This is a genomic window from Corynebacterium sp. HMSC077D03, from assembly GCF_001808545.1.
Classification (GTDB): Bacteria; Actinomycetota; Actinomycetes; order Mycobacteriales; family Mycobacteriaceae; genus Corynebacterium; species Corynebacterium simulans.
In genome coordinates this window covers 35,330-60,307 of sequence record NZ_KV793657.1, presented here as the reverse complement: position 1 = coordinate 60,307, position 24,978 = coordinate 35,330, and the positions used below count along the sequence as shown (strand labels likewise).

General features: G+C 57.7%; 29 protein-coding genes. 11 read left to right on the top strand and 18 right to left on the bottom strand.

Annotated features, from left to right (window positions below):
• Positions 1-75 precede the first annotated feature (75 nt).
• Positions 76-1,890, bottom strand: coding sequence for a BCCT family transporter (locus tag HMPREF2888_RS01245; RefSeq protein ID WP_061921329.1), 1,815 nt, complete (start codon positions 1,888-1,890; stop codon positions 76-78).
• Positions 1,891-2,086: 196 nt separating this feature from the next.
• Positions 2,087-2,950 carry a 16S rRNA (cytidine(1402)-2'-O)-methyltransferase gene (gene rsmI / locus HMPREF2888_RS01240; protein WP_061921326.1) on the bottom strand — a complete coding sequence of 288 codons (864 nt, stop codon included), beginning with the start codon at positions 2,948-2,950 and terminating at the stop codon, positions 2,087-2,089.
• Between the two features lie 78 nt (positions 2,951-3,028).
• Between rsmI and HMPREF2888_RS01235 the strand changes: the two genes are divergently transcribed.
• On the top strand, positions 3,029-4,639 hold the full coding sequence (locus HMPREF2888_RS01235; RefSeq protein ID WP_141744801.1) for a dolichyl-phosphate-mannose--protein mannosyltransferase: 1,611 nt from the start codon (positions 3,029-3,031) through the stop codon (positions 4,637-4,639).
• Positions 4,640-4,671: 32 nt separating this feature from the next.
• Here the strand turns inward: HMPREF2888_RS01235 and HMPREF2888_RS01230 are convergent, their stop codons facing one another.
• Together HMPREF2888_RS01230 and HMPREF2888_RS01225 are read right to left on the bottom strand one after the other, a co-directional pair.
• Positions 4,672-5,367: a zf-HC2 domain-containing protein gene (locus tag HMPREF2888_RS01230; RefSeq protein WP_061921319.1), complete on the bottom strand. Its 696-nt coding sequence runs from the start codon at positions 5,365-5,367 to the stop codon at positions 4,672-4,674.
• Positions 5,354-5,767, bottom strand: coding sequence for a DoxX family protein (locus HMPREF2888_RS01225; protein ID WP_061921314.1), 414 nt, complete (start codon positions 5,765-5,767; stop codon positions 5,354-5,356). The genes HMPREF2888_RS01230 and HMPREF2888_RS01225 overlap by 14 nt, the downstream gene beginning before the upstream one ends.
• A gap of 158 nt (positions 5,768-5,925) precedes the next feature.
• Between HMPREF2888_RS01225 and HMPREF2888_RS01220 the strand changes: the two genes are divergently transcribed.
• The gene (locus HMPREF2888_RS01220) at positions 5,926-6,678 is read left to right on the top strand and encodes a DNA-3-methyladenine glycosylase I (RefSeq protein WP_235591019.1); all 753 of its coding nucleotides are present in this window, start codon (positions 5,926-5,928) and stop codon (positions 6,676-6,678) included.
• Between the two features lie 13 nt (positions 6,679-6,691).
• On the opposite strand, the gene glpR is transcribed toward HMPREF2888_RS01220, so the two are convergent.
• The 4 genes from glpR to HMPREF2888_RS01200 all read right to left on the bottom strand — a co-directional run bounded on the left by glpR (position 6,692) and on the right by HMPREF2888_RS01200 (position 11,115).
• The gene (gene glpR / locus HMPREF2888_RS01215; protein WP_061921311.1) at positions 6,692-8,002 is read right to left on the bottom strand and encodes a divisome protein SepX/GlpR; all 1,311 of its coding nucleotides are present in this window, start codon (positions 8,000-8,002) and stop codon (positions 6,692-6,694) included.
• A 147-nt stretch (positions 8,003-8,149) separates the two neighbouring features.
• Positions 8,150-8,860 (bottom strand): GNAT family N-acetyltransferase, encoded by a 711-nt coding sequence (locus HMPREF2888_RS01210; protein WP_061921308.1) that lies wholly within the window; start codon positions 8,858-8,860, stop codon positions 8,150-8,152.
• Positions 8,861-8,862: 2 nt separating this feature from the next.
• Positions 8,863-10,152: a molybdotransferase-like divisome protein Glp gene (gene glp, locus HMPREF2888_RS01205; RefSeq protein ID WP_062035576.1), complete on the bottom strand. Its 1,290-nt coding sequence runs from the start codon at positions 10,150-10,152 to the stop codon at positions 8,863-8,865.
• Positions 10,153-10,188: 36 nt separating this feature from the next.
• Positions 10,189-11,115 carry a UTP--glucose-1-phosphate uridylyltransferase gene (locus HMPREF2888_RS01200; RefSeq protein ID WP_070518079.1) on the bottom strand — a complete coding sequence of 309 codons (927 nt, stop codon included), beginning with the start codon at positions 11,113-11,115 and terminating at the stop codon, positions 10,189-10,191.
• Between the two features lie 67 nt (positions 11,116-11,182).
• Here HMPREF2888_RS01200 and HMPREF2888_RS01195 point away from each other — a divergent pair, with 67 nt between their 5' ends.
• The 3 genes from HMPREF2888_RS01195 (at position 11,183) to mscL (ending at position 13,168) form a co-directional block, all read left to right on the top strand.
• Entirely contained in the window at positions 11,183-11,767 is a 585-nt protein-coding gene (locus HMPREF2888_RS01195; RefSeq protein WP_062035578.1) for a 5-formyltetrahydrofolate cyclo-ligase, read from the top strand.
• A 68-nt stretch (positions 11,768-11,835) separates the two neighbouring features.
• A complete protein-coding gene (locus HMPREF2888_RS01190) occupies positions 11,836-12,522 on the top strand; it encodes an SAF domain-containing protein (RefSeq protein WP_070432757.1) in 687 nt (228 codons plus the stop codon).
• Positions 12,523-12,706: 184 nt separating this feature from the next.
• A complete protein-coding gene (gene mscL / locus HMPREF2888_RS01185; protein WP_062035580.1) occupies positions 12,707-13,168 on the top strand; it encodes a large-conductance mechanosensitive channel protein MscL in 462 nt (153 codons plus the stop codon).
• Positions 13,169-13,276: 108 nt separating this feature from the next.
• Here the strand turns inward: mscL and HMPREF2888_RS12310 are convergent, their stop codons facing one another.
• The 7 genes from HMPREF2888_RS12310 to HMPREF2888_RS01155 all read right to left on the bottom strand — a co-directional run bounded on the left by HMPREF2888_RS12310 (position 13,277) and on the right by HMPREF2888_RS01155 (position 18,680).
• A complete protein-coding gene (locus HMPREF2888_RS12310; RefSeq protein ID WP_082787616.1) occupies positions 13,277-13,498 on the bottom strand; it encodes a hypothetical protein in 222 nt (73 codons plus the stop codon).
• A gap of 30 nt (positions 13,499-13,528) precedes the next feature.
• Positions 13,529-14,101 (bottom strand): MogA/MoaB family molybdenum cofactor biosynthesis protein, encoded by a 573-nt coding sequence (locus HMPREF2888_RS01180; protein ID WP_061921496.1) that lies wholly within the window; start codon positions 14,099-14,101, stop codon positions 13,529-13,531.
• Between the two features lie 102 nt (positions 14,102-14,203).
• A complete protein-coding gene (locus tag HMPREF2888_RS01175) occupies positions 14,204-15,604 on the bottom strand; it encodes a S1C family serine protease (RefSeq protein WP_246815014.1) in 1,401 nt (466 codons plus the stop codon).
• A gap of 156 nt (positions 15,605-15,760) precedes the next feature.
• The gene (locus tag HMPREF2888_RS01170) at positions 15,761-17,314 is read right to left on the bottom strand and encodes a HAMP domain-containing sensor histidine kinase (protein WP_070518078.1); all 1,554 of its coding nucleotides are present in this window, start codon (positions 17,312-17,314) and stop codon (positions 15,761-15,763) included.
• A complete protein-coding gene (locus tag HMPREF2888_RS01165) occupies positions 17,311-18,009 on the bottom strand; it encodes a response regulator transcription factor (RefSeq protein WP_070432767.1) in 699 nt (232 codons plus the stop codon). Before HMPREF2888_RS01165 ends, HMPREF2888_RS01170 begins: the two co-directional genes overlap by 4 nt.
• Positions 18,010-18,221: 212 nt before the next feature.
• Positions 18,222-18,395 carry a 50S ribosomal protein L32 gene (gene rpmF / locus HMPREF2888_RS01160; RefSeq protein WP_005530148.1) on the bottom strand — a complete coding sequence of 58 codons (174 nt, stop codon included), beginning with the start codon at positions 18,393-18,395 and terminating at the stop codon, positions 18,222-18,224.
• Between the two features lie 15 nt (positions 18,396-18,410).
• A complete protein-coding gene (locus tag HMPREF2888_RS01155) occupies positions 18,411-18,680 on the bottom strand; it encodes a type B 50S ribosomal protein L31 (RefSeq protein WP_061921281.1) in 270 nt (89 codons plus the stop codon).
• A 578-nt stretch (positions 18,681-19,258) separates the two neighbouring features.
• On the opposite strand from HMPREF2888_RS01155, the gene rpmB reads away from it, so the two are divergent.
• The 6 genes from rpmB to HMPREF2888_RS01125 all read left to right on the top strand — a co-directional run bounded on the left by rpmB (position 19,259) and on the right by HMPREF2888_RS01125 (position 22,079).
• On the top strand, positions 19,259-19,495 hold the full coding sequence (gene rpmB / locus HMPREF2888_RS01150; protein ID WP_005279911.1) for a 50S ribosomal protein L28: 237 nt from the start codon (positions 19,259-19,261) through the stop codon (positions 19,493-19,495).
• A 2-nt stretch (positions 19,496-19,497) separates the two neighbouring features.
• On the top strand, positions 19,498-19,662 hold the full coding sequence (gene rpmG / locus HMPREF2888_RS01145) for a 50S ribosomal protein L33 (RefSeq protein WP_010187624.1): 165 nt from the start codon (positions 19,498-19,500) through the stop codon (positions 19,660-19,662).
• Positions 19,663-19,665: 3 nt separating this feature from the next.
• Complete coding sequence (rpsN, locus tag HMPREF2888_RS01140; RefSeq protein WP_061921278.1) at positions 19,666-19,971, top strand: 30S ribosomal protein S14; 306 nt, start codon at positions 19,666-19,668, stop codon at positions 19,969-19,971.
• A gap of 21 nt (positions 19,972-19,992) precedes the next feature.
• A complete protein-coding gene (gene rpsR / locus HMPREF2888_RS01135) occupies positions 19,993-20,241 on the top strand; it encodes a 30S ribosomal protein S18 (RefSeq protein WP_034657238.1) in 249 nt (82 codons plus the stop codon).
• 244 nt (positions 20,242-20,485) lie between these two features.
• On the top strand, positions 20,486-21,277 hold the full coding sequence (locus tag HMPREF2888_RS01130; protein WP_061921275.1) for a hypothetical protein: 792 nt from the start codon (positions 20,486-20,488) through the stop codon (positions 21,275-21,277).
• Positions 21,278-21,359: 82 nt separating this feature from the next.
• Complete coding sequence (locus HMPREF2888_RS01125) at positions 21,360-22,079, top strand: TetR/AcrR family transcriptional regulator (RefSeq protein WP_061921270.1); 720 nt, start codon at positions 21,360-21,362, stop codon at positions 22,077-22,079.
• Positions 22,080-22,114: 35 nt separating this feature from the next.
• On the opposite strand, the gene HMPREF2888_RS01120 is transcribed toward HMPREF2888_RS01125, so the two are convergent.
• The 3 genes from HMPREF2888_RS01120 to HMPREF2888_RS01110 all read right to left on the bottom strand — a co-directional run bounded on the left by HMPREF2888_RS01120 (position 22,115) and on the right by HMPREF2888_RS01110 (position 24,833).
• On the bottom strand, positions 22,115-22,729 hold the full coding sequence (locus HMPREF2888_RS01120) for a hypothetical protein (protein WP_061921267.1): 615 nt from the start codon (positions 22,727-22,729) through the stop codon (positions 22,115-22,117).
• A 72-nt stretch (positions 22,730-22,801) separates the two neighbouring features.
• Positions 22,802-23,473 (bottom strand): hypothetical protein, encoded by a 672-nt coding sequence (locus HMPREF2888_RS01115; protein ID WP_061921265.1) that lies wholly within the window; start codon positions 23,471-23,473, stop codon positions 22,802-22,804.
• Between the two features lie 79 nt (positions 23,474-23,552).
• Complete coding sequence (locus tag HMPREF2888_RS01110) at positions 23,553-24,833, bottom strand: serine/threonine-protein kinase (protein ID WP_141744798.1); 1,281 nt, start codon at positions 24,831-24,833, stop codon at positions 23,553-23,555.
• Positions 24,834-24,978: the final 145 nt, after the last annotated feature.

Sequence of the window (24,978 nt, the reverse complement as noted above, 5' to 3'; positions counted from 1 at the left end):
CGCACCCTCTTGCACGATTGTGCAGGAGGGTGCGTAAAGAAGCTTTAGGAAGCGACTAAATCGCTTGCTTTAGCTTTACTTGTGCTGAGCGCGCTTGCGCTGACGACGCTTCTTGAGCTCCTCAGCGCGCTGGTACTCGCGGTGCAGACGGCGCTCGCGGGCAAGCTTGCGCTGGAATGCCTGGGACTCGCGGTATTCCAAGTAGATGACGTCGTTGCTGAGTGCCTTGTAGATGGCGCACATCAGGCCCACAACGATGAACAGGAATGGCAGCGCAGCCACAATGGTGACGTTCTGCAGGTTGGACAGGGAATCCTCATCAGCCAGCAGCAGGGTCAGACCAACAGCCGCGGTGGCAACGCCCCATGCTGCGGACAGCCATGGCTTAGCGTTGGATGCACCGTTCTGAGACATCGAGCCCATAACGGTAGAAGCCGAGTCAGCGGAGGTGATGAAGAAGGTTGCCAGCAAGATAACTGCGATGATGCCGGCGATGAAACCACCAGGCAGGTTGTGCAGCAGGTTGAACAGCTCAACCTCAGAGGACTCGCCGGTGATGGAGTTACCCTTCTGCTCCATGTGGATTGCGGTGCCACCGAAGATGGCGAACCACACGGTGGAAAGACCAGCCGGGATCAGCATGACGCCGATGCAGAATTCGCGGACGGAACGGCCACGGGAAATGCGTGCCAGGAACATACCGACGAATGGGGACCAAGAGACCCACCATGCCCAGTAGAAGATGGTCCAGGTGGACAGCCACTCGCCTGCTTCGCCGTTGTTGGACTCAGCAGTACGGGAGATCATCTCGGTGAACGCATCCAGGTAGCTACCGATGGAGCCCGGAATCTGGTTCAGGATGGAAACGGTTGGGCCAAGGATGAATACGAAGATGGCAAGCAGTGCGGCCATAACCATGTTCGCGTTGGAGACATACTGAATGCCCTTGCCCACGCCGGACATTGCGGAAAGCAGGAAGGCCAGGGTCAGCACGAGGACGATGCCAACGACGACCTTCTGGGATGGGTTGTCGATGAGGCCAGAAGCCTGGATACCAGCCTGGATCTGGGTTGCACCGATACCCAGGGAACATGCGGTACCGAAGACGGTTGCAAAAATGGACAGGATGTCAATGATTTTGCCAACCCAACCATCGGCAGCGCGCTGGCCGATGAGCGGCACGAATGCTTGACTCAGCAGCTGCTTGCGGCCAATACGGAAGGTCGAGTACGCAATTGCGAGACCAACGATGGCATAAACAGCCCATGGGTGCAGGGTCCAGTGGAACATCGCCGTAGCCATCGACGTGCCCACTTCCTTAGCATCATGGCCAGGAACTCCGTTGAGGTAGTAGTTCAGCGGCTCAGATGCGCCGTAGAACATCAGGCCGATGCCCATGCCGGCCGCGAACATCATCGCAATCCAAGAGGGCGTAGAAAATTCAGGCTCTTCATCGATGTGGCCCAAGCGGATGGTGCCGAACTTGGAGGCGGCGATGAAGATAACAAATACAACGAAAATCGTGCCGAAGAGGACGTAGGCCCAACCAAAGTCGTTAACAACGAAGCTCAGTGCATCGCTAGCGAAGTTCGCAAAGTTGGTCGGAGCAGCCAAGCCCCATGCAACGATGGCGGCAATGAGCACGCCAGCGATGCCGACGATGGTCCAGTCGATTGGAGCGTTGTCATCGGCTGCCATTTCAATTTCAGGCTCGGTCATCTCATGGGGAGCGAAGTCCTCATTGCCGAGCATGTCTTGTAGCTGACTCGTCGCAGATGCTGATTCCAGCTTCTCATCAACGGTCTGGTACTCCTCAGACGAAACCGGCGCCGCACTGGACGCCGGATCCGTACCCTTTGCCGTATTCGAATCTGTTTCTGGATTAGTCATGCACTCCAGAATGAGGGCGGCTAATGCCAGGCGTCAAACTTATATGTGCAGTACAGCCGCCTAAATCCAGCATTTTTGCAGGATAATCTTACTTTACAATCAGCCACGCAAATGAAAATTAACCAGCATATGCAGGTCTTTTATCCTCCCGTGAGCTTTTGGCTATAACAATCCTGCAACAATTGGGCATTTAACACTATTTTTCGCTGTCACGGGCACTCAAGAAGGCGTCATAAAGTTCGCGATTAGACACCTGAGTACCGGCAGCGACTTCCTTGCAAGCATCCTTCGCGCGCACTCCATCTGCCACACGGCGCTGGACCTTATCCACCAGTTCCTCAAGCGATGAGGGGACCTCTTCCCCACCCTCGATAACAACCGTGATTTCACCGCGAGCATTGTCCTCAGCCCACTTTGCCAACTCACCCAAGCTTCCGCGCTTTACTTCTTCATAGGTCTTTGTCAGTTCGCGACACACGGCAGCGGGGCGGTCTTCACCCAGAACCGCCGCGGCGTCGGCAAGCGTCTGCGCCAAACGGTGGGGCGATTCAAAGAAGACAATGGCGCGCTTTTCACCGCGCAGCGATTCCAGCCACGCTTTGCGCGGTCCGGCCTTGCGTGGAGCAAAGGCGTCGAAGAGGAAGTGACCGACGCCGAGACCGGACAGAGCCAAAGCGGTGGGCACCGCAGATGGCCCGGGGAAGCACGTCACCGGCACCCCAGCTTCGACTGCTGCAGCAACGATGGAGTGCCCTGGATCAGAAACCAGAGGCATACCCGCGTCGGAGACAACCAAAACGGTGCCGGAACGAGCGGCCTCGACAAGTTGGGCTGCGCGTCCTTCTTCGTTGTGATCAAAGTTGGAGACCACCTTGCCGCGGATTTCGATCCCCAGAGCCTGCGCCAGGTTACGGACGCGGCGCGTATCTTCCGCCGCCACGATGTCGGCATGCTGCAGCGCCTGCATGAGTCGTGCCGAAGCATCTGCGATATTACCCAGAGGGGTGGCTGCCACAATTACTCCGCGTGGAAGGGGATCTAGACGAAACGAAGTATTCATGTCCCCTAGCTTTCCACACCTTTGCACAAGCAGAATCCCCAGGGGTCCGCCGCGTAGCCTAAACTCATCTAAGTGACTATTGCTACTGACTCTTCGCAGCCCGCAGGCACCCCACAGGCCAAGCTAGCAGGAAAGCCGCGTGGCAAGCATGCCTTCGCCGCCCCTGCTGCTCCTACCTCCTATGCTTGGGGCAAAGCAGATTGGGTCAGCACCGGCGTCATTGCAGTTTTAGCTTTCATCACCCGTTTCATCAGGCTCTCCGCCCCCGTCTCGCAGGGCACGCCAGTCTTCGACGAGAAGCATTACGTTCCGCAGGCCTTCGACATGGTGCGTAGCTGGGACAACCTCTTTATCGGCGGCATCGAGTCCAATCCAGGCTATGGCCTGGTGGTTCACCCGCCGCTGGCTAAGCAAATCATTGCTGTTTCCGAGTCTGTTTTTGGCTATAGCCCGCTTGGCTGGCGCCTGATGGCAGCGCTTTTTGGTGTAGGTACCGTGCTGCTGACAATGGCGCTCGCCCGCCGCGTCGCTGGTTCCTGGCAGGTTGCCACGATGGCCGGCTTGATTGCGGTATGCGATGGCGTGCTTTTGGTTTCTTCAAAGTTCGGAATGCTGGATATCTTCCAGGTCTTTTTCATCGTCGCGGCCGCATGGGCACTGGCCCGCGACCATAACCAGATGCGTTTACGCCTGCACACGGCTTTTATCACGGGCAATATGGGCTCGTCCGATTTTGGCCCGCGTTTTGGCTTCCGCTGGTGGCGTTTCATCGCAGGCGTCTTCCTCGGCCTAGCCCTTGGCGTGAAGTGGTCTGGCCTGTACTACATCATGTTCTTTGGCCTGCTTTCGGTCTTTAGCGATCTTGCTTTGCGACGCCGCTATCACGTACGCCGCTACGTACTGGGCACGCTCATCCGCGATACCCCGGCAGCTCTGGCTTCCCTAGTGCTGGTTCCGCTAGCTATTTACGTATGGACTTGGCGCGCATGGTTTGCCTCCGAAACCTCCGTGTTCCGCCATGCCAAGGTGGATGGAACTATTGCTGAAGAATCCCCGCTGCAGGCCCTGCCCGATGCACTCGCTGGTTGGTTCTACTACCACTCTTCGGTCTTGGAATTTCATGCTTCCCTGACTACCTCCAGCGGGCACTCGCACCCATGGGATTCAAAGCCTTGGGCTTGGCTCGTGGCGGCCCGCCCCATCCTCTACTACTCCTCTACTGATCTGCAGTGCAGCGGCGCCGGCACCTGCCGCGAGATGCTCTATCTCTTTGGCACGCCTGCCATTTGGTGGCTGGTCATTCCAGCCGTGTTGTGGGGTCTATGGTCACTGCTGGTGCGCCGCAACCGCGCATTCCTCATCCCGTTGGTTGGATTCGCAGCAGGTTTCCTGCCTTGGTTGGCTGCGTTCGACCGCCAAATGTATTTCTTCTACGCCACGGCTTTCATCCCGTTTGTCATCGTGCTGATCTCCCTCGCGCTGGGCCAGATGATTGGACACGGCAAGAGGATTTCTTGGGACTGGCTGACTTCGCTTGCTGGCGGGGAAATCCGGACTGGCACATTCGTAGCAATTTGCTACTTGTGCTTGGTAGTAACGATGTTCATCTACTTCTCGCCGATTCTTTATGGCTTCATGATTCCGGACAAGTGGTACGAGTCGATGATGTGGCTGAACTCTTGGACCTAGATTCCTGTAATCCGGTTTCTCAGCGCGATCTCTTAATGCGGATTCGCGCTCAAAGAACGCCAGAAATCGGCGGCTGAATAACCTTTATGGGCTACCCAAGCCCAAGCCAGGACAATCGCGCTGATACCGGTGGCCAGGAGAATGTATATCTGGCTCATCATGATTGTGCCCAGCGCAATATCGCGCATGGTAAAGCCAAAAAGGAAGGCAAACATGGTTGCTGCAACCGGCAGCATGCCGGGAACGGATGCTGGCCGCCAGGCAGCAAAGAACAAACCGATGGCCAGGCCGAAGCGCAAGGCCGCGCCCTCGATGAGAAGGCGTGCACGTTCAGGATCAGCGGTAGGGTCGAGTGTTCCCTCGGCGCCGGTGACGGCGAGCCCGGAAGCACTAACCACCACGAAGATAGCCCAGATAGAAAAGAGCAATCCGAGTACCACGAGTGCAACGCGCGCTACCGTCAGCGTGGTCTGACGTGCGCTGGAGGCACGGCGCCACTCTGGCTCAACGCCGGCGATGATGACCTCAGAAAGATCTTGTGGGGGTGCCATTCCTTCGGCCGATTCGACGAAGCTCAATGAGCGGGAAAGCGCCGCGGCCTTGTCGCGGTAAGCACGGCACTGCTCGCAGCTTTCCACGTGAGTTTCAATGACATCGCTAGAAACGTCGGTGGGTTCACCGTCGAGCTGCGCGGAGATTGCCGCTTGGATTTCCTCATGCGTCAACACGGCTCAACACTCCATCCAAGCTGACGCGGCCGGAGCCGAAGACAACAATCATCACCAGCGAGGCAATCAACACCGCCGGGTATTCAAAGCCGCCGTCCGCAGCGAAAAGCCCATGGCCTAGGTGCACAAAATACAATGCACAGGCCATAAACAGCGCCAGGGCGCCGGCGACAAAGGTGGTCAGAAGCCCGACAACGAGCAGGGAGCCGCCGATCATCTCCCCCAATGCTGCGATATACGCAGAAACATGGGGCTGAGGGATGCCCATCGCAGAGAACTGCCCTGTGGTCTCATCGATTCCGGCGAAGAACATCTTGTCAACACCGTGCGCGACGAAAACGAGGCCTAGTACTGCTCGCAAAAGCAGCAGCGCGGTATCGCGAACGGCGGGTCTATTCATGAGAAATACACTACCCTGGAACCCCTAGGTGCTGGCGAATCAACTGTATATGCCCCTAACGCACAGCTCATCGACAGCCGCTGGGAACCGATACGGGCAAAAGGCAGTCAAATAGTGCAAGAGCCAAATGCGCTTACACATTCAACGAAGGAAAAGACATGACCATGACGAATCCTTTCGCCGAGCCGCAGCAGGCGGAAAGCGATAAGGCCACCACAGGTATCGCACCCACCATAGGCACCCCAAACGCCTCCGCCCCCGAGTACACGGCTAACTCGGAGCGAACCGGGCTGGTCTACGACGCCGAGGGAGTTGGCCGTCCGCCTTGGGCGATGGCCTCTCCCCTGTTGCGCGAGTACTACGACACCGAGTGGGGAATGCCGGTCCGCGATGAAGCGGGACTTTTTGAACGCTTAACTTTGGAAGGCTTCCAGTCAGGGCTGTCTTGGGCCACTGTCCTGCGCAAGCGCGAAGCCTTCCGCGCTGCGTTCGCTGGCTTCGACCCGGATATCGTTTCGGCTTTTGGTGCAGCTGAAGTAGAGCGTCTACTCAATAACCCGGAGATTATTCGGAATCGCCGCAAGATTGAGGCTGCCATTAACAATGCAGATGCCACGGTGAAATTGCGTGAAAAGGGCGGCTTGAGCGAATTCATCTGGTCCTTCAGGCCGGAGGAAAATCTCTACCCGCGTTATATGGAAGACATCCCTAAAACGACCGACAAGGCCAAGGAATTATCCAAGGCCTTGAAGAAGGAGGGCTTTACTTTCGTAGGCCCCGTTACCTGTTTCGCGCTAATGGAAGCCATCGGCATGGTAGATGCCCATCTCATTGGCTCTCATCGCCGCGGAACGTCCGGGGTCTGGGAAAGTGAACTGGATGCTTTCAAGCATCCAGTTCAGAATATCTAGTTCACGAAGGCATCTAGCTCACGCGGCGTGATGCGAGGTCGTCGCGGCGCTGGCGATTGCTCACGTGCGGTCCGTCGAAGCCGTCGAATTCATCGTCATCATAATGGACCGGCAGATGGTCGAAGTCCGGGCTGTCATCGTCAACTTCCAGTACTACAGCGCCTGGGCGGCGCAGGCTACGCGGGATGGCCAGTTCATCATCTTCTGCACTGCGGACGCCGAGACGGGCGCGGCGCAGGTGGTACACGCGGCGACGCAGCAATGCCTGCTCCTGACGGACCTGGGTACGCAGAGCAATCAAATAGATCATGGTGACGATGCCGGCGATTCCCGCAAACCACCAGGTCCAGCTACCTACTACGATGCCCAAGCACACGGTGAGAACAACCGCCAAGGAAAGACCCAACAGCGTACGCTGACGGCGCTGGTAGCGGGTTGCGGAAGCAGCCTTTTCTGCTACCGGATCCCAGCCGCCGCGCCCAAGGCGACGCTGCGCAAAAGCAACCTCATCCTCAGATAGATCAGTATCCTCATCCATCTCAGTTTCGGATTCCTCGACAGACTCGATGGCCTGTGGAATCTGGCTCACCTGTTCCTCGGTGTCGACCGCGCCGGGATACATCAAGTCCACAGGCGAGGTATATGCCGAATCAAGGTCGTAAGCATCGTCTGCGACCTCGGCCACTGCTGGCGCGCTGAAGACCTCTGCCGCCTCCGCGTCATCCGCCAGCTTGGATTTCAGATCCGCAGGCTTATCCTTTTCGGTTTCATCCTCAATGAGGAGCTCATCCTCTTCGGATTCGCTCGCTGTGTCCTCCGACTCTTCGTTTTTATCCTGCTGCGCCGAAACTGGGACAGCGGAGCCGGCTGGGGTTGTTTCCTTCGCCGGAGTCTCGGCCTTGGCCTTACCGGACTCTTCGACAATTTCACCCTCAACGGTCTCCGGTGCGTCCGCCTTTACTGCGTCATCGCCATCAGGCTCATCAGACAGCTGCGCGCCCGGCTGGCGCGGATTCGCCTTAGCCTTTGCTGCGGCACCGGCGATGGTCACGGCAGGGGTTTCTTCCTCGTCAACCACGGAGATATCGCTAGCGTCGACGACTTCGTAATCTTCGGTATCGTCTTCAAAACGGCGCACGTCACGCTTGTTAACTCGCGGGCGGCGACGCGCGGCGACGTTTCCGGAGTCGCCTTCGAACAACACGCGAGTGTCATCAAAGGCTTCGCCTGTGTGGCTCATCGGACGCTGCGAACGCAGCAGCCAAGGTGCCAAGATAAAAGCCCAGACCACGATGATGGCGATAATGGGCACAGCAGTGGACACGGTATGGGTGGCCTTCCGTAGGGTGCAGAGTTTGACTCAACGTTAGCGCCTTATCCGCCCCTATAAGGACTCAAAATCGGGGAAATTACAATGTTGTGACTTGTGTGAAAACAGTGGCGAAATCTACCCGCCAACTGGGGCACCCAGCTAAAGAAGTCGCCCCTCCGCCCGTAACCGCGCGACAGCGGTGTTCGGATAGTCGTCGCGGTTGAGCGCCACAAAGTAGTGATCGCGCCAGGCGCCATTGATATGCAGGTTGCGACGCAGATATCCCTCTTCGCGGAAACCACAGGACTTCAGGATCTTGCCTGAGGCAGGGTTCTCCGGCAAATAGGTCGCTGTCACGCGGTGCATACCTACGCGGCGGAAGGCGTGGTCAACGCCCAGTGCGCACGCGGCCGTAGCAACGCCGGCGCGGTGGACTGCGGAATGAACCCAGTAACCAATCCAGCATTCCCCGATGCTGCCGTGCTGAATATTGCCCAGCGTCACCTGGCCCATAAACTGACCATCCAGCTCGATCACCAGGGGGATGATACTGCCCATCCGCGCGTTGTCACGCAGGAACATCAGATGGTTCCACCAAGAATTTCCCGAATGCGCGTTTTCCCACGTCGTTGGGATGGTGGGTTCCACCGGGCGTAAGTATTGCTCATCGATGACGCGCTGACGGCGCCAGTCACGGCCATCGCCGCGCATCAGCGGACGCAGGCGGAGGACTCCGCCCTCCGGTAGAACTCTGGAAGGCGCCAAACTAATACTCGGGGTGGATTCCGGCCACCCTGGATGTTCTTCTCGCGGTGGCCCACTCGCAGGTACACGTAGGCGCCCCGCCGCAGTCCCGAAAGGATCCAGCATGCCTAGCTGCGCTGCGTCAAAAAGAGCACATCCACGACGTCACCCGGGCGGATCTCGGTGGCGCTTTCAGGAATCCTAATCATCGCATTCGCTTCCGATAGTCCCGCCAATAAGTGGGCCGGCGCACCGCTCGCACCGCCCAAGCCTTCAACCAAATAATCGGCAGTCTCAGCATCGCGCATCAAGCGAGCACGGATAAATCCGCGGCGTCCTGGCCGCGAATCCATGTGATTGAGTGCACGTGCACGAACTACGCGGCGATTTGCATTGCGCTTGCCCAGAGAAAGGCGAATCAGCGGGCGTACGAATACTTCAAAAATGACCAATGCCGAGACCGGGTTCGAAGGCAACAGGAACGTTGGAACACGCTCCTCCCCCAGCAAGCCAAAGCCTTGCACAGACCCCGGATGGATGGCCACGCGGGAGGTATCGATATCGCCGAGCTCGCGCAGTACCTCACGCACTGCCTCAGAACCGGCGCCGCCGACCGCACCGGAAACCACCAGGACCTCGCTGCGGGCGATGTGTGTTTCCAGCGCCTCGCGGATTCGTCGCGGCTCGCCTTCCGCGATGCCGACGCGTTGTACGTCAGCGCCTGCTTCCCGCGCCGCAGCGGCCAAGGAATAGGAGTTAACGTCAAATACTTGCCCCAGGCCCGGTTCGCGATCGATGTCCACGAGTTCCTTACCAAAGGACAAGATGGTCACGCGCGGGCGCGGATAGACCAAAACCTTTGAGCGACCGACAGCGGCCAAAAGGCCAATCTGCGCAGGTCCCAGGATAGTTCCCGAAGAAACTGCGACATCGCCCGGCTGGATATCGTCGCCAACTCGGCGCACAAAGTCACCCGAGCGCACAGGGCGATGCGCCGTCACGCGCTTGCGGCCGCGGTCTGTCCATTCGAGGGGAAGGACGGCGTCGGCAAGCGTGGGCAAAGGCGCACCGGTGTAAACGCGCACCGCCTGTTTCGGCTGCAAGCGCAGTGGCTGGCGCGAACCCGCCGGAACCTCACCCACCACGGGGATGGAACGCTCAACCTCAGGGCCCTTTTGCTCCCCTTCTGCGTCCTCTTCAGTAGCGCGCCGCGCCTTCAAAGCACGCTCGCCTCCCACGTCAACGGCGCGCACCGCGTAGCCATCGATTGCCGCCTGCGGAAATCCGGGCAGCGGCTGATTGGCTTGCACTTCCTCAGCGCACATCAGTCCCAGCGAGTTCGCAATCGCGATACGCACTGGTTCCGGTGTCACCGCCGCATCAGTAATCATCGCAAGCTGATCATCTACTGAACGCATAGATTGCCGCCTTCCCTGTTTGTCTTCTGACCTAGATTAGTTGATGCCCTTTTCAGCCTCATACTCGGCAATGATCTGCTTGATTGCCTTGTACAAAGCCGGGCCATACTTCTCATGGTGCAGGCCGAAGTCCACATTTGCCGGAATATATCCGCCGGGATTGCCCAGGTCATGACGCTTTCCGCGGTGAACCACCACGTGGACCGGGTGGCCTTCCTGGATGAGCAGCTCGATGGCGTCGGTTAGCTGCAGCTCACCACCCTTACCTGGGGAAATGCGGCGCAGCGCATCGAAGATCTTGCGGTCTAGCAGGTAGCGACCGGTGGCCACTAGGTTCGAAGGCGCATCTTCAGGCTCTGGCTTTTCTACCATGCCGACGACCTTCTTCACGCCAGGAGCGTTAGTATCTTCCACGTCGAAGACACCGTAGTTGAAGGTCTCTTCACGCTCGACTTCGAATGCGCACAGAACGGAGCCACCGACGGCGGCGCGAACGCGTGCCATCTCCTCCATGACAGTCGCCGGCAAGACAATGTCATCCGGGAGCATGACGGCGAAGCAGTCCTCGTCATCGTCCAATGCGGATTCCGCAAGACCAACCGCATGCCCCAAGCCGAGCGGCTTTTCCTGCGGCACAGAGATCGGGTGAATAAGGTCGCCAGCGCGGCGCACCTTAGCCACCTGCTCGTCCTTGCCACGTGCGTCCAAGGTCTCAACAAGCTCCGGGAAGGCATCGAAGTGGCGCAGCACCTCTTGCTTGTTGGGGGCAGTAATAACTACTAAACGCTGCGCACCAACCGAAGCGGCTTCCTCTGCGATGAGTTCGATACCTGGGGTATCAACCACAGGGAGCAGTTCTTTCGGAACAGTTTTAGTGGCCGGCAAAAAGCGGGTACCCAGGCCCGCTGCCGGCACGACAACTGTCTTAATCCCGTGCAGGGATCCCTCGTTGTTATTAGCCATAAGTTTGAGCTTACAGGCCGAACTTTTTCTTTCGTGCAGCGATACACCAGCAATTACTATTAGTTCTATGACTGAGATAGCCAAGCAAAAGCAGGCGTTGCGCATTGAGCTTCTCGACGCCCGCCGCACCCGCAGCCCCGAGGAGAAGGCCACTGCCGACGCCGCCTGGTGCAACGCGGCCGCCCAACTTCTAAGCCCCGATATGCAGGTCGCAGCCTATAACCCTCTGGGTTCAGAGCCTGGCGGCAGCGAGTTTGTCCACACCCTGGCACAGGCATGTAAAGCGGTATATCTGCCTATCTCTGGCGACGATGGACAACTTTACTGGGCGCTTTACGAAGGCCCCGAGAGCCTCCAACCCGGTGCGCTCGGCATCGCAGAACCAACCGGCGAGCGCTTCCCCAGCTCCATCTTGGCTGAGCTCGACTTCATCTTTGCGCCAGCGATGGCAGTGGACAAGAGCGGCTACCGCCTCGGAAAAGGCGCTGGCTACTACGACCGCGCGCTTACTCCCCTTGTTCCCGGCAAGCCCAAGGTCATTGCCATGGTCCACTCCAGCGAGGTCCGGGATGTGCCAAAAGAAGAACACGACCGCCCAGTTGATGTCATTCTGACTGAGCGTGGGCTCGTCGACATTGAGCCAGACGTTTAGCTAGACGGTTTAGCCATAAGAAACAGCAAAAGCGGAACCATAGTCCTGCAACCGCAGTCTAAAAGAGCATGACTGCGGATAAATTGCTGAAAATGCTGCGCACCCCAGGACATCGGCGAGCGTTGATGTTAAGACGCTTTGTTGCATTGGTGCTGGTTGCTGCAGCAGGTTTCAGCATGCTTTCCGCTCGCAAAGAACACCCTCTGGCGGTGGTCTTTGCCCGCGATGTTCCTGCGGGCCATGCTCTTTCACTTGACGACGTCACCCTAGCACCCATCCCGGCCAGCGCACTGCCGGAGACGAAAGTCGATACCAACCTCGAGGAGCTTGAAGGCCGCGTGGTCGTATCGGCGGGTTCGGCTGGAGAAATTCTTACCGAGACGAGACTGCTTGGCCCGCAGCTCGTGGACGATTTAGTGAATAACTCCACAGGAAAAAACTCGGGCGAGGAATCCCACATGATTCCACTCAAGCCAGCAGAACCTGACATCCTTCCCCACCTCCACCATGGGGATACGGTCAATGTCATCGCTGGCGCTAGCGAAGAAGAGATAGAAGAAGGCCAAACAACTGATGGCTCAGTCATCGCCGCAGGTGGGCGCGTAATTACGACGACCAGCGGCGAAGAAGAAAGCCGCGCCACCACCGTGCTTTTAGCTCTGCCTGCTTCTCAAGCTGATGCCGTGGCAGCCGCTTCGCTGAGTCAACCGCTCACCGTTGTCATTGTGGGACAACGAGCCACCGGCATGAACTAGCGTAGAGCCGCTGCCAGAAGCCTTCCGATTGAGCCAGAAACGTTGTCACATCCCCTAAAACTCGCTAGGGTGAGTCTTCACTAGCCCCTGCTTTTAATTTTAATAACATTTGACTCATGACTAACTTGGAAAAGTCACTCGGGGGCGAGGGTCACAATGTGTTTTAGGAAAGGAAACCCTCCCAATGCTGAAGGGCTTTAAGGACTTCATCCTCCGCGGCAATGTCATCGAGTTGGCAGTCGCAGTCATCATTGGTAGCGCATTCACCGCTATCGTCACCGCCGTCACCAACAATCTCATCCAGCCTCTGATCAACTCCTTCGGCTCCGCAGAAGTCAAGGGCCTGGGCTTCCAGATCACCGACAATGAGTCCACCTTCATGGACTTCGGTGCTGTTATTACCGCTGCCCTCAACTTCCTCATCATCGCTGCGGTTGTTTACTTCCTCATCGTGATGCCGATCAACAAGCTCTCCGAAGCTGCTAAGCGCCGCCACGGCGTTGACCCAGAAGAGCCAGCTCCGACCACCGAGCAGCTCCTGACCGAGATCCGCGACCTAATGGAAGCACAGAACGCTTCCGGTGCAGGCCACAACATTGCGGGGACCTCCTACAACCAGGAGAGCACCGGCCGCCACCAGGCATAAGGTTTTACATCCTGCATAAAGACCGAACTCCGGTTGTCTTTTAGATAAAAGACAACCGGAGTTCGTCGTTATTAATGGGCAATAATTAGAGGTGGGAAACGCTCGCGCCTATTGGCCATAATGCGGCGGCATTTGCTCCCTGTAGAACGCTTCATCGTGCTGGCGTTCAGCCGGGGCATCCTCATCGAGCTGGACTACGCGATGAGCGTCCCCACCGCTTTCCCGACCTGAGTTATCAAAAGCAGATACAAAGTCCGGTTGGTCGGCAGTGCGGTCATAGTCCACGGCGGAGCGACGAACGGTCCGGCGGCGTTTACGAGGTTCAGACATGAATACTAGAAGGGAACTTACCTGCTACTACTAGACGCTGTACTTCTGCAGCTGGTCGATGAGGTAATGAACTAACGGGGCCAGCGTGGCCATGCCGTCGCGCACTGCGGCGCGGGAGGAAGCCAAGTTAACGATGACGGTCGAGCCCGAAACACCGGAGATACCCCGCGAGGTGCAGGCATCGACTGCGCCACAGGCTTGGCCGGAAGAGCGCAGTGCTTGCGCGATGCCGGGAACCATCTGATCCAGGACCGCGCGTGTGGCTTCAGGCGCCTTGTCGCGCGGGCCAACACCAGTACCGCCGACGGTAAGGACCAAGTCAACGCCACCGACAACTGCGGTTTCAATGGCCTGACGAATCTTCGACTTCTTGGAACGAACAGTCACGGAGCCATCGACCTGGAATTCAGCCTCAGAAAGGAGCTCGCCGACCAAACGGGACGTATCATCCGAGTTCTCGTCTGGGTGGTCAGTGATGACAACCACCAGTGCGCGGCGCGGCGCGTTGAAGTTTTGTTCCTGCTCGCTGGCGATCAGGAAGGCGTCATCAGGCTCAGCGACGTCCAACAAAGACCCTGTGGATTCCTCAGAGACCTCGAAAATGCCGTTGTTGGTCTCGTTGTCAGCATGGTCTGCCAATGTAGCTCCTTTATAGGACCAAAAATTCTTCTTCAAAGATTCGGGCGATTTTTGTTAATGGATAATTTACTCGTCCGAAAGAGTTACCTCTACCTGGCGAGGTTCTTTTCCTTCCCCATTGCTGACTTCGAGCGTGACCTTGGCTCCGAAGTCTTGCGAGCGAGCTGCGGCAATCAAGGAATCGGAGTTCTCGATGCGGCGGTCATTGACGCGGGTGACGAGGTCGCCTGCCTTCAGCCCTGCTTCTTCTGCTGGGCTGCCTGGCTCAACCTCGACGATGCGTGCGCCGTCGCCACTGTCGCGCGCGTCTACCTTGACGCCCAAGGTTGGGTGCTTAACCTCGCCCTTGTTGATGAGCTGGTCAGCCATGCGCTTGGCAAAGTTGGACGGGATTGCAAAACCCAAGCCGATGGAGCCTGCCTCGCTCGAGCCGGAGCTCGACAAGGAAGCGATCATGGAGTTCATACCGATCAGGTTGCCGTTGATATCGACCAATGGGCCACCGGAGTTGCCGGGGTTGACCGCGGCATCGGTCTGGATGGCGTCGATAAGCGAGCTCTCGCCGCCCTCCTGGGAAGCCCGAACCGGGCGATTCTTCGCGGAGACAATACCCGAGGTAACCGTGGCATTTAGCCCCAGCGGGGAGCCCACAGCAACGACCTCTTGGCCAACGGCCACGGCGTCAGAATCACCGAATTGCAGGAACGGCAGGTCATTGACGTCCTTGATCTTGATGATCGCGACGTCGGTGTTTGCGTCGGAAGAAATAAATTCAGCTTCGTGCTTGCTGCCGTCGTTCATGCTGACGCGCAACTGGCCGCCACGCTCAGCGCCGGCAACCACGTGGTGATTAGTCAGCACATAGCCATCCGGCGAGATGATGGAACCAGAGCCCTCAGCAGCGCTGGTAAGGCCCAAAGCCTCAATGGAAACAACAGCGGGCAGCACCTTAGCCGCGGTCGCCTCAACCGAGCCCTCAGCTGGTTCCTCACCGGTGCTATTAGCCACCGGCTCATTCTGCAGAACCTGGTTTACGGTGCTCGTATCGTTCTTATCCTTCGCTCCTAGAGCTAGGCCAGTAATGCTGCCCACAGCGACAGCGCCGGCGAGCATCATGGCCAAAGCCGTGCCCAGGCCCACCTTCTTCTTTTCTGGCGGGTTCGGTTGCGCCCCTACGTAAGTTATGGCCTGATTAGGCTGGCCCGGTTGGCCAAACTGCCCTGCCTGGCCGGGCTGGCCCGCGCCGAAGCTTTGGGTATGCGGATTTGCTTGGCCGCCGACGAATTGGGGATTGCCCGCGCCTTGGTTGAAATTTGCGCCCTGCATCCCAAAGGAACCAGCCTGGCCACTGGAGCTAGGCTGCGCCCCGGAGTTCTGGCGCGGTTCATTCCAACCGGCAGAATTGCTAAGATTGGGTTGATTCTCGGACGCTGGCCTCTCGCCGCGTGGATCCGCAGGCTCGTTCATGTTTGAGTTCCTCGTATTCATGTAGGCAATTGTGCCGCAGTGGGCTGGGGTGCATCTGTAACGATTCTGCTAGCCATATAAGAATAACTGTTAGAATTCTGTATGTCTTGACCTGCAGCGCAACTCCTTTTTATGCCGCAATAAGGTCGGCGCAGATTAACCCTGATTAAACCAGCGCTCGGCGAAAATGGTGCCGCGATCAACTGCCGCCTCATCTTCTTCGTTTGCGGAAGGATCGAAAAGGCCATCAACGAAGGTCTCGCCTTCCCCACGGTACCCCGGCAAGATAGCCTCCATGCGCGTGCCGCCGTCGTTCGAATCCTTAATTTCAATAGAGCCCTCGTGGCGCTCAATCACGGATTTGACGATGGCCAGACCCAAACCAGAGCCCGGCATCGAGCGGGCTTCTGCGGAACGATAGAAACGTTCGAATACCTTCTCCCGCTCATCCGGCGGAATGCCCGGGCCAGAGTCGTCGACCCGGAGACGGACCTCGTGCTCGCTGATCTGCTGCATGAACACACGCACGGTGCCGGTCGCAGGCGACCATTTCGCCGCATTGTCCATCAGATTAAGCGTTGCACGGCCCAGGGCGAATGGATCGCCTTCTAGGACCCACGGAATAAAGCGCACACGGAACTCGACGTCGGGGCGGCGTCGCCTAGCGCGCGCTAGCGAAGACTCGAGCACCTCCATAAGGTCAACCGGCTCCGGAGCCTTCTCCGTGGCGTCCTCACGAGCCAAGTCGACCAAGTCACCGATGAGCGTAGAAAGCTCCGTCATCTGTGACATGACGTCATCTTCCAAGTCGCGGCGATCTTCTTCGCTGATACCAAACCCACCGCCGGACTTGTTCATCATCATCAGCAACTCAATGTTGGTACGCATCGAGGTCAACGGAGTCTTCAACTCGTGGCCCGCGTCCGCCACAAACTGGGCCTGCTGCACACGCGATTGCTGCAGCGCTTCCAACATCTGATTAAAGGAAACCGTAAGCTGCGCCATCTCGTCATTGTTGACAACCTCGATAGGTCGCAGATCGTTGGTCTGCGTGACGTAATCGGCCGCACGCTTCAGGCGCGAAATCGGCTGCATACCAGTCTTGGAAACGAGCATGCCGGCAAAGATCGCCAGCAGAACGCCCAGCGCAACGATAACGACCAGCATTGCACCAATGGCCGCGATGAGCTCATTCGTCTCGCTCAAGTCCCGGGCCAAGACCACAGTGGTGCCTAAGTCATGGCGTTTTGCGAGGATGCGCTCGCCACCGACGGTGCGCACCGAGATCTCGGTGTAATCATCATCCTTCTGAAACTTATCCCCCACCGGGATGGCATCACCAAAGGTAAAGCTCCAGGAAGGCGGGGAAATCGCGATACGAGTCGATGGATTATAGAGCTTAAACTTCGCGATTTCGGAATCGATAGATTCAACAAAACGCGGGTCCAGGCTTTCCTGAATCAACACGTCGGCTTTTTGCTCAAGCTGCTTGTCGACGGCCGCGGTCAAAGACTCAGACACGATCCAATAGGTTGCCAGGGTCATAAGCGCCACGGCGATGGCCACGACCAGACCCGTAACAAGCGAAAGACGCCACCGCAGTGGCGCCCGAGAAGCCCAACTCCCCCTTCCGCCGGCAATCTCGTTAACAGGGGTGGGGTGTACCTGTTCGGAAGCCTCGGCGTTGGGCGCTGGCTTCCTCAAAATCACGGTGTCGACTTCCGCAGAACATAACCGACGCCGCGCACGGTGTGGATGAGACGCGATTCGCCCTCACCTTCCGTCTTCTTCCGCAGGTAGCCGATGTAGACCTCTAGTGCGTTGCCGGAAGTTGGGAAATCGTAGCCCCATACCTCTTCCAGAATCACGTTGCGCGGCATGACCTTGAGCGGGTTTTCCATCAGCAGCTGCAGCAAAGCAAACTCAGTACGAGTCAAAGAGATCTGCCGGTCGCCGCGCTTTACCTCACGGGTTTCCGCATTGAGCTGCAAATCCTCAAAGGAAAGCTCGGTCTCCGCGCTGTGCGGTGCTCCAATGGAGTCTGCAGCGGCGCGGCGCAGCAAAGAACGCACGCGTGCCAAAAGCTCCTCCAGCGCAAATGGCTTCGGTAGATAGTCATCTGCTCCGGCATCGAGACCAGCCACGCGGTCGGAGACACTATCGCGGGCAGTTAGAACCAGGATCGGGTGTTCCCAGCCCTCACTGCGGAGAGTACGGCAGACCTCAAGGCCGTCCATGTTGGGCATCATGACGTCGAGGATCAACAGCTCCGGATTTTCATTGCGGACAGCCTCCACCGCCTCAAGGCCGTCACTGGCAATCATGACTTCATAACCATTGAACCGGAGAGAGCGACGCAGCGATTCGCGTACCGCTTGCTCGTCGTCGACGACAAGAATCTTCATAAACATAATTATGAACTATTCACGGTGGATTTTCGAAGCCACCATGCAATCCAGCCCCTTTCCATCCCCCCAAAGCCACAAGCTAACGTTTCTCGCGGCGCCTTTAGGCCATGTATCTGTTTAAAAAATCTGTTCAAAAGAAAAAGCCTGCGAAGAAGACGCCTTGTTTTAGGCGCTTCTCGCAGGCTTTTTAAAAAGTAGTGCGTTCTAGATTAGAACTGCTCCACGTCTACCAGGCCGAGCTTTGCAGCCTTGACCAGACGGCGCGGGATGCGCACGGTCTGACCGTCGATGGTGACTTCCTGAAGGGCGACGTTGTCTGCCTTCCACTGGGAGCGACGTGCGCGGGTGTTCGCGCGGGACATCTTGAACTTAGGAGTTGCCATTTTCTTCTATCCTCCTTACGCGTTCTTCTTCTTGCGGCGAGCCATTGCACCGAAGCGCTGGTTGAAGCGCTCGACACGGCCTGCGGTATCCATAACGCGCTGTGCACCGGTCCAGAACGGGTGGGACTCAGCGGTCACGTCAACGACGATCAGTGGGTACTCGTTGCCATCTTCCCACTCAACGGTGCGATCGGAAGTAGCAGTGGACTTGGTCAAGAACGAGTGGCCAGTGCCGGCGTCCTTGAAGACCACCGGGTGGTAATCCGGGTGGATATCCTTCTTCATAATTATTCCCTCAGGGTTGAAACTACGGGTCGGTTCTTCACTCTTCTACCTGGCTTAAGCCTTAAAGAAGGGCGAACTTTTTACAAAGCAGCCTTCTATCGGTGTCGAAGATCGTGCCCGAGTTGGGACGTACAGATTAAAAATGGCGTTAACCTCATCGCTCCGGGATATTGCTTGCGCTTCCCGTGGGCGGAGATGTCAACAACTTAAAGCATGTTACACCTTTGCCATCAGTTCCCCAAACCCACATACACGCTATTACGCTCCGTATATATAGGAATCGGCCCGCATAATTAACAACAGCCACAGGCGTTAACAAGACCAAATGGCGCAGGTAGTTCACACGAGCCCACTGCATCAGCTTGCAGCACTGGGACAAGGAAGGCGATTAGGTAATTTGGGCCACGGGCTGTAAGATTTCCCCTTGCTGTTGTCAAAGTATACGTTTTACGCCCCGTCTACTGGTGTTTGACGGTCTTGCCACCCATGCTCAACCTCACTTTTCGAGCACTGCACCTCACCGCAGAAGGCATAGCCGTCAGTAGCCATGATGTGGGCGGCTAGGAGAAAGAAGACCCATGTCGGCTATTTGCCAGGTAACGGGCCGCAAGCCGGAATTCGGCAAGCAGGTCTCGCACTCGCACCGCCGCACTTCGCGCCGTTGGAACCCCAACGTGCAGCGTCGTCGCTACTACCTGCCCTCCGAGGGCCGTACCATCACCCTGAATGTCTCTACCAAGGGCATGAAGATTATTGACCGCGACGGCATCGAGTCCGTCGTCGCCAAGATTCGCGCACGTGGGGAGAAGATCTAAAGATGGCACGTAATGACATCCGTCCAATCATCAAGCTGAAGTCCACTGCGGGCACCGGTTACACCTACGTGACCCGTAAGAACAAGCGCAACAACCCGGATCGCATCACCCTGAAGAAGTTCGATCCGATCGTCCGCAAGCACGTCGAATTCCGCGAGGAGCGATAATCTATGGCTAAGAAGTCCAAGATCGCCAAGAACGAGCAGCGCAAGGAAATCGTCGCCCGCTACGCGGAGCGTCGCGCTGAACTCAAGGCCATCATCAAGAACCCGAACACCTCGGACGAGGATCGTCTGGACGCACAGTTCGAGCTGAACCGTCAGCCACGTGATGCATCCCGTTCCCGCATCCGTAACCGCGACGCAGCCGACGGCCGTCCGCGCGGTTACCTCCGTAAGTTCGGCCTGTCCCGTGTCCGTATGCGCGGCATGGCTCACCGTGGTGAGCTGCCGGGCGTTCGCAAGTCCAGCTGGTAAAGGGGTAATTGCACAATGGCTATCAAGCGCAATAACCAAAAGAAGTTCCGCATGGAACAAACCCGTCGCCCGAAGAAGAACCCGCTGAAGGCTGAGGGTATCGAGACGGTTGACTACAAGGATGTAAAGACCCTGCGTCTGTTCATCTCCGACCGTGGCAAGATCCGTTCCCGTCGCGTGACCGGTCTTACCCCACAGCAGCAGCGCCAGGTCGCTACCGCTGTGAAGAACGCACGCGAAATGGCTCTCCTGCCGTTCACCGCCCGCTAAATCAGTAGCTGGGTTTCTCAACAGCGCACTTTTGCCGCTGGCAAGTGTGACACGGTAAAAGAACCTTCGAAAGCCGCTTTCTTTCAATCACTTCGATTGGATGGAAAGCGGCTTTTGTGCGTTTTGTTCTTGGCCACGAGATAACTATCTGCTACTTAACCCACAACTTCCCTATGCGGGATTCGAGCTGGTGATAGATTAGTGATATTCACTTCCCCTCTCCTCGAAAGGGCTTTTAAGGCGCATGCCATTGCATCAATCCCTGGCGGATCTCAGTGAGCTCGCAGCGCACTGCCAGTCCCCCGCTACTGCCCGCGGCTTACTCGCGGAAGCGCAGGATCTCCTGCACAATTCTCTAGACCACAGCGCGAACGAGCTAGAACTTGCCACGTGGTTTTCTCGCATTATCACTGACATCGTGCGCTCGCCCGGCGTCGCCAGCCCCGTGCGCCTTTCCGGCCCCGTCGCCCGCGGTGACGCACTTCCTTCCATGACCATCACCTGGCTGGGCGAGGACCCGCAGCTGGAATCTATTTTTAGGGACGTGGGCCTTGTTGGCCGTCCTGCGGAGGAGAACATGGCCAGCCGTGCCGACGCTGGCCTGGCGCTGGGCGTCGGCAGCGAAGATGCGCTGCTGAAGGAAGCACTGGATTTGCGCCCGCCAGCGCTCAAGGTGGTCGACGGCTTGCCGGATCGCAATGCGCCCGTGGATATCCAGGGTGTCCTGCTCGCCCCCATCGCCGCCATTGCCCGTTGGGCCGCGCCGGCGCCACGCCCTACTCCGGATCGCCTCGCGATCGGCGTTGAGCGTGAGCTTCTCGACGCCGCCGAAGCCGAAGCCTTATCCAGTGCCTGGGGCACCGGCATCGCGTTGGAGTTGCGCCAGTGGCACGCCGGCGTCAACGGACGCGATGGCGTCCTTGCGACTCTCCCACCCCTCGACCGCACCGCTTATGGCTCCGCCTGCCGCACGGTATCCGCAAACTTTGAGTCCATTGGTAAACGTCAGCAAGACTGCTCCACGCAGGACAATTAATTAGTTGCTGCGAATATAAACGAGTACACTTAACTGGCTTAATGAATTAAAATTCATTCACACGAAAGGAGGCGTCCTGCCCATGGCTGGAACTGTTGGTAGGCCGCGCAAGAACAGCCCGCGCCGCCGTGGAACTACCGCCCGTGAAGAGATTCTCGACGCTTCATCAGAGCTTTTCACCACGCAGGGTTTTGCCACCACTTCGACGCACCAGATTGCGGATGCCGTGGGCATTCGCCAGGCGTCTCTGTATTATCATTTCCCCTCCAAGACGGAGATCTTCTTAACCCTCCTTAACTCCACCATCGAACCTTCCCTCGAGCTCGCCGAGGAACTTGCTGCCTCCGAAGCCACGGCTGAGCAGCGCCTATGGTCCCTCGTCGCGGCGGAGTCCCGCCTGTTGCTAACCAGCGGCTGGAACGTTGGCCGCCTCTACCAGTTGCCGGTGGCTAACTCCCCCGAGTTCTCCGAGTACCACGAACAGCGTACTGCTTTGCAGTCTCGTTTCCGCGAAATTGCCGCCTCAATCGTCGGCGAGGATGACCCCCGCGTCGAGCTTCCGTTCCACATCGCGCTTTCGGTCATTGAGATGCGCCCGAACGATGGCACCCCGCCTTTCGACGCTTCCCAGCGCGTTCCGGAGACCGCCGTCATGCTTGCCGACGCCGCGCTAGCCGTTCTCGGCGCAAAGGTTCCGGACAACGCGGAAGAGACCACTCTTGAGCTGCTCAAGAACCGCCACGACTCCATCTCCTCTGCCGCCGCTGCTGCCGCGGATCGTAAGAAGAAGTCCGGCAATTAATTAGTGTGTGCAGCGTGGTGCTGCCAAGCAAACACCTATCGCTGCCAGTAGTCGTTCCAGGTGACGCTTTCTACGGCCGCGTTGTCTTGGTAGACGCGCAGACCGTCGGCATTGACCACGATGGACGAAGGATCGGCATCAACCTGGTAGGTGCCTTCGTGACCTTCGGCGGGCAGCTCCAAGGTGCCGCCGAACATATCGGAACGGTAGGTAGCACCGCCGGCGTTGCCGCAGACGACAACCTTGCCGTCATCGCTGGTGCCAGCGAGGATGAGGTCCTCGCCTGCGGTGCACGATGCATAGCTGCCGGACCAACCGCGGTCGCTCAAAATACCACCGCTGACGGTGGACTTATCGCGCCCGTGGTCGTAATGCTCTTCTGGGTTAGGCGCTGTTTCCGTCACGGTTACTACGGACGGGCTTGGGCTTTCTTTAGTGCTAGGCGCTGCGGAAGTGGTGCTGGCTGTCGAGGTGGTGGTCGATTCCACCGGCTTGAATTGCTGCTGCGCAGTCTGCTCAGTTTTCTCACCGCCCCGCCCAAGCAAGAAGAATGCAGCGGCGGCCGCCACGATTGCGACGAGAATGACGATTCCAACGACGATAGGCACCACGCCGGACTTATCTTTTTGTTGTGGATACGGATAAGTCATAGTGTGCGCCTTCTTTTCTGTGTCGATACGAGAAATGCTCTATGGGCTAGGTGCGCTAGGTCTTCCTAGACCTCAACGATAGCGCTGAACGGCATAGTGAGCCAAGCAGTTTTTATGAGGCTTATACACCGCTTCGCCGTCTTCCTTAAGGCTTTCAATCAGGCGATCGATCTTCTGGTTGGTCTTCTTCTCGGTCCAGCCAAGCGCCTGCGCCAGCTCTCGAATCGCCGGGATATTAGCATCCGTGGCACCCGGCGCGCGGAGGTAGCTAGCCAATTGGCGCAGCAACAGCTCCTGCTCGTCATTCGGGACGTGGCGGGTGCGCGTGCGGTCCCCCTCCTGATCCAGCGGGCGCGGGGTGCGGCGAATCATGTCGTTGTTTTGAACGTCGATGTGAATCTCGTACACGCAATCAGGCGTGGTGAAAGTGATGGCGGTCGGCCCCGGTGGGATGGGTGCCAAGCCGCGCGGTCCTACCTCGATGCGCGAATGGGAGCGCACATTGCGCTGGCTGATATACAGCGGGATATGGCGGCCCACATTGGCAAGCATCCAGCCTTGGCCGGAGTACCACAGCTGGAATAGCTGACGGTGCAGGTCCAAGTCCTCTGCGCCTACTACAAAGTCGCCTGCGCGCCCGACTATGAGTTCGTCGCCCGGGCCCATCCGGTGGACTTGCCCGACCAAGTCATTGATCTGAAGCCACGGTCCAAGGTTTGCCGGCGAGCTGGCGTTAGACTGCATAGATTAGGCGCTTTCGAAGTCGAGGATAGATGGATAGGTTTATTCCAAAAGTCCATACTAATACCTAAAAGCGTGGAAGTTAGCCGGTTACTAGCGCAATTGTGGTGATCGCAATCGTGATGATGATGAGAATCGTCGCCGCAATCATCAACGCATTGTTGTTGTCCTTCTGCGGCCTCGCAGGCTGCGCCGGCCGAGCAGACTGTACCTGCTGCGGCGATTGCTGCATTGGCCTTGTTGAAGGCATGGACGCACCCGGGTTGATTCCTGGGTTGAAGGGCGCATTGCTAAGCCCGCCATAAGAAGGCACCGCAGCTATCGAAGGATTGCTCCAGTTTTGCGCTCCCCCGGCGAGGTTATGTGCGCTGCCCATTCCAAAGCCCATGGCGGGAAGCTGACCACTTGCCGGATAGTTAGTGGCTTGGTTCTCCGGAACTGCGGAACGCGCGTTGAGTTCCGCGCCACCGTTTCTGCACGCCTCCAGTGCATCGATGAACTGGCAGGCCTCCGGGAAACGCCGATAAGGAGTGTTATCCAGTGCTCGTTCCATCACTGCATCAATCTGCTGAGTGGCCATTGCCGCCTGTGGATCAAGCCGTTCCATGATAGTCGGGGTGCCCATCGCCGGGACTATGCGCTTGGTGCGCCAGGCAGACTCCGACATCACCTCTTTGAGGTGATACATGGTCAGCATCTCAAACGCGATGAGTGCTAGCGCATAGTTATCACCTGAAAAGGATGCTTCCTGGCCGCTGTAATCACGCGAATTGCTCTCTGGTGAAGAGTAGTTTTCAGTTCCGATTACGTTGCCTACGGCGGTTAAACGCGACTGCCCCTCCGAGATAGCGATTCCAAAGTCGCTCAGAACGCTATAGCCGCTATCGGTGGGCCGGCGGCGTAGCAAGATATTGGCCGGTTTTACATCCCTGTGAATCCACCCATCCGGGCGCATCGAATGCATCTGGTCCAGTGCTTTGGCCACGGGGCGCAAGTACTTGACGACGTCGCTGATGCTAAAACCCGGCTCGTTACTATGGCGACGTTCACGGATGAGCTCTTCCAACGTGCCGCCTTCGAAAAGCTCCATCTCAAAGCCGAGATTGCCCTCGGTGTCGGCCAGCTTCTTATTTATGTGCGTGACATAGGAGCTATGGATGGCCGCCAGCGCCTTCATTTCATTATGGAAGCGCTTGAGCCCTTCTTCGTTGTGTAGCTCCGGCAACACCGTCTTGATTGCAACGTTGCGCCCTAGATCGACATCGGTGGCCGCGAAGACGGTTCCCATGCCACCGCCACCGATGCGCCGGACGTTTGCATATCCTTGGCGCTCCAGCCACATAACTACACGGGAATCATTCACGCGTATATTTCACCACACCCGATGTAGATGCAGGTTCTAAGAATCGCCCTATCTACCCCGCTTGTGGGGTAGCATAACCGCTCGTAGAAGGCAGCTACTATTTGTAACTACTCGGAAACTTTTAAGTTGCTGCCTGTATTTATTT

Bases quoted from the DNA above. Each gene is read 5' to 3' on its own strand.
- rpmF (WP_005530148.1), bottom strand. From the start codon at position 18,395: ATGGCAACTCCTAAGTTCAAGATGTCCCGCGCGAACACCCGCGCACGT.
- HMPREF2888_RS01190 (WP_070432757.1), top strand. From the start codon at position 11,836: ATGACTGCGGATAAATTGCTGAAAATGCTGCGCACCCCAGGACATCGG.
- rpsN (WP_061921278.1), top strand. From the start codon at position 19,666: ATGGCTAAGAAGTCCAAGATCGCCAAGAACGAGCAGCGCAAGGAAATC.
- HMPREF2888_RS01195 (WP_062035578.1), top strand. From the start codon at position 11,183: ATGACTGAGATAGCCAAGCAAAAGCAGGCGTTGCGCATTGAGCTTCTC.
- HMPREF2888_RS01220 (WP_235591019.1), top strand. From the start codon at position 5,926: ATGACCATGACGAATCCTTTCGCCGAGCCGCAGCAGGCGGAAAGCGAT.
- HMPREF2888_RS12310 (WP_082787616.1), bottom strand. From the start codon at position 13,498: ATGTCTGAACCTCGTAAACGCCGCCGGACCGTTCGTCGCTCCGCCGTG.
- HMPREF2888_RS01165 (WP_070432767.1), bottom strand. From the start codon at position 18,009: ATGAAGATTCTTGTCGTCGACGACGAGCAAGCGGTACGCGAATCGCTG.
- rsmI (WP_061921326.1), bottom strand. From the start codon at position 2,950: ATGAATACTTCGTTTCGTCTAGATCCCCTTCCACGCGGAGTAATTGTG.
- glp (WP_062035576.1), bottom strand. From the start codon at position 10,152: ATGCGTTCAGTAGATGATCAGCTTGCGATGATTACTGATGCGGCGGTG.
- mscL (WP_062035580.1), top strand. From the start codon at position 12,707: ATGCTGAAGGGCTTTAAGGACTTCATCCTCCGCGGCAATGTCATCGAG.
- HMPREF2888_RS01175 (WP_246815014.1), bottom strand. From the start codon at position 15,604: ATGAACGAGCCTGCGGATCCACGCGGCGAGAGGCCAGCGTCCGAGAAT.
- HMPREF2888_RS01210 (WP_061921308.1), bottom strand. From the start codon at position 8,860: ATGCTGGATCCTTTCGGGACTGCGGCGGGGCGCCTACGTGTACCTGCG.
- HMPREF2888_RS01130 (WP_061921275.1), top strand. From the start codon at position 20,486: ATGCCATTGCATCAATCCCTGGCGGATCTCAGTGAGCTCGCAGCGCAC.
- HMPREF2888_RS01120 (WP_061921267.1), bottom strand. From the start codon at position 22,729: ATGACTTATCCGTATCCACAACAAAAAGATAAGTCCGGCGTGGTGCCT.
- HMPREF2888_RS01245 (WP_061921329.1), bottom strand. From the start codon at position 1,890: ATGACTAATCCAGAAACAGATTCGAATACGGCAAAGGGTACGGATCCG.
- rpmB (WP_005279911.1), top strand. From the start codon at position 19,259: ATGTCGGCTATTTGCCAGGTAACGGGCCGCAAGCCGGAATTCGGCAAG.
- HMPREF2888_RS01225 (WP_061921314.1), bottom strand. From the start codon at position 5,767: ATGAATAGACCCGCCGTTCGCGATACCGCGCTGCTGCTTTTGCGAGCA.
- HMPREF2888_RS01125 (WP_061921270.1), top strand. From the start codon at position 21,360: ATGGCTGGAACTGTTGGTAGGCCGCGCAAGAACAGCCCGCGCCGCCGT.
- rpmG (WP_010187624.1), top strand. From the start codon at position 19,498: ATGGCACGTAATGACATCCGTCCAATCATCAAGCTGAAGTCCACTGCG.
- HMPREF2888_RS01155 (WP_061921281.1), bottom strand. From the start codon at position 18,680: ATGAAGAAGGATATCCACCCGGATTACCACCCGGTGGTCTTCAAGGAC.
- HMPREF2888_RS01200 (WP_070518079.1), bottom strand. From the start codon at position 11,115: ATGGCTAATAACAACGAGGGATCCCTGCACGGGATTAAGACAGTTGTC.
- HMPREF2888_RS01115 (WP_061921265.1), bottom strand. From the start codon at position 23,473: ATGCAGTCTAACGCCAGCTCGCCGGCAAACCTTGGACCGTGGCTTCAG.